Annotated in this window: 2 protein-coding genes and 1 pseudogene; 2 read left to right on the forward strand and 1 reads right to left on the reverse strand. The window is 71.5% G+C overall.

What is annotated here, in order from left to right; translation table 11 throughout:
- Positions 1-236, reverse strand: a pseudogene (locus ACTUAL_RS24520) (family 2 glycosyl transferase); the annotation flags it as partial.
- 630 nt (positions 237-866) lie between these two features.
- On the opposite strand from ACTUAL_RS24520, the gene ACTUAL_RS24525 reads away from it, so the two are divergent.
- Positions 867-1,433 (forward strand): sigma-70 family RNA polymerase sigma factor, encoded by a 567-nt coding sequence (locus ACTUAL_RS24525; protein ID WP_440901907.1) that lies wholly within the window; start codon positions 867-869, stop codon positions 1,431-1,433.
- A gap of 5 nt (positions 1,434-1,438) precedes the next feature.
- A partial coding sequence (locus ACTUAL_RS24530; RefSeq protein ID WP_440901908.1) for a zf-HC2 domain-containing protein occupies positions 1,439-1,595 on the forward strand: 157 nt, incomplete at its 3' end.

Genomic DNA, 1,595 nt, shown 5'->3' on the forward strand with positions numbered 1-1,595 from the left:
TTGCCGGTCCCCTCGCGCCCGCTGCGCGCCACGACCTTGCGCGCGCGCAGCGGCGTCTCGGCGAACCGGGCCACCGTGCCGTCGGTGCTGCCGTTGTCGGCGAGCACGACGGCGTTGTCCCCGTGGGGGAAGGCAAGGCGCAACCCGGCGTCGGCGGCCTCGGCCACCCCGCGCACGGTCCGCTCCTCGTCGCGCGCGGGGATGCCCACGACGGTGACTCCGCTGTTCCGCGTCATACGCGGGAATGCTGGGCTGTTCGGGTTACGCGGCTAGCGCGTTCAGGTAACAGCTCGCCCGGACCTGGTCGACGAGCGGGGTGCGGCGGGTTCTTCCCGCGCTGCGCAGCGGCGCGAGAGCACCAGCCGCTGCGCCGCGGACCGGTGCTGCGGCTCAGGCGGGAGTGTTCTTCCGCACGGTGGAAGCGCCCGCACGCCGCCCCGAACCCGCTCGACCGCGCCACCGGGGCGGTCGACCCGGCGCCGCTCCCGTGAACGCCGCCGCCGTCCACACGGGACCGGCGCGCGCCGCGTCCCGGTCCGCCGCGACGGTTCGGGATCGGGGTTGCCGCGGGAGGTTCCCGCGGCCAGAGTCGCCGTGGGCCCGCCTCCCGCGCCACCGGGCGCGCGGCCCGCAGGCTCGCGGTCTGCCCGGTTCGGACGCGTCCCGGACGGCTGGACGGTCTACTGCGGGTGGACCGAAAGGGCTAACACGCTTACCGCCTTGCGGTTCAATCCGGATCGGGTGCGAAGTCGGTCCGACCACCCCGGAACGGATGGGTACGAGAACGGACCGGTGACGGTTCACAAACGATTCGACCACTTTTTTTGCCCGGAAAAGCTCGACTTTTGCCCTCCCGGCGCGCTTGGATGCTCCGCGTGGCGCGGCAAAGACGCACTCAACACCAAGAAGAGCGGGATCATCCCCTCGGAGAAGCGCGTCCGGAGGACGAGCTCATCAGGAGGCTCTACCGGGAGTTCGGCAGCGGGCTGCTCGGGCACGCCATGCGGCTGACCGGCAGCGACCGGCAGTGGGCCGAGGACATCGTGCAGGAGACGCTGGTCAGGGCTTGGCGCAACGCCGAGAAGCTGGAGCGGGACCCCGTCCTGCTGCGGTCCTGGCTGTTCACCGTCGCCCGCAGGCTCGTCATCGACGACCGCCGCAAGCGCAGCGTGCGCCCGCAGGAGTCGGAGCTGACCCCGTCCGACGAGGCCCCCTCGCACGACGAGGCGGACCGGACGCTCGCGGCGATCGTCGTCGCCGAGGCGATGAACGGGCTAACCCAGGAACACCGGGAGGCTATTCTCGAAACGTACTTGCGCGACCGTACCGTGGGGGAAGCCGCGGAGGTGCTCGGAGTTCCGCCGGGCACGGTCAAATCCAGGGTCTACTACGCACTTCGCGCCCTGCGGCGGGCGCTTCAGGATCGGGGCTGACACAGGTGAGTTCGCTGCCGAACCACGTCGACGTCGCGGCGTACGTCCTCGGCATCCTCGACGAGGACGAGGTCGACGCCTTCGAGAACCACCTCGCCCAGTGCCGCCGGTGCGCGCTCGACCTGCGCGACTTCGCGCAACTGCCCGACCTGCTCGACGAGG

The sequence above is a fragment of the Actinosynnema sp. genome, assembly GCF_052038725.1.

Coding starts and splice junctions, on each gene's coding strand:
- ACTUAL_RS24525 (WP_440901907.1), top strand. CDS start 867: ATGCTCCGCGTGGCGCGGCAAAGACGCACTCAACACCAAGAAGAGCGG.